Origin of the sequence: Streptococcus sp. HMSC062H02, from assembly GCF_001813005.1 — a bacterium.
In the GTDB taxonomy this organism is placed as follows: domain Bacteria; phylum Bacillota; class Bacilli; order Lactobacillales; family Streptococcaceae; genus Streptococcus; species Streptococcus oralis_S.
Window position 1 is genome coordinate 1 of the sequence record NZ_KV811117.1, and the last position, 209, is coordinate 209.

Sequence of the window (209 nt, forward strand, 5' to 3'; positions counted from 1 at the left end):
GAAGGTCTTAAAGGTCAAACTCAGACTGGTAAACCAAACTTTACAGGTGATGTCGAGCTGACAGTTCCACCAACCTTTGAAGATGGAACAACTGAAAAAGTCGTTCCAGGTGAAGGAACTTATGTAATCTCACCAGATGGCACCGTCACCTTTACCCCTGAGGCAGACTTTGTAGGACAAGCCAAAGGTGTGAAAGTGATCCGTAAAGA

General features: G+C 45.0%; 1 protein-coding gene. It reads left to right on the forward strand.

From position 1 onward, the window contains the following. A partial coding sequence (locus HMPREF2885_RS04355; RefSeq protein ID WP_261674086.1) for an Ig-like domain-containing protein occupies nucleotides 1–209 on the forward strand: 209 nt, incomplete at both ends.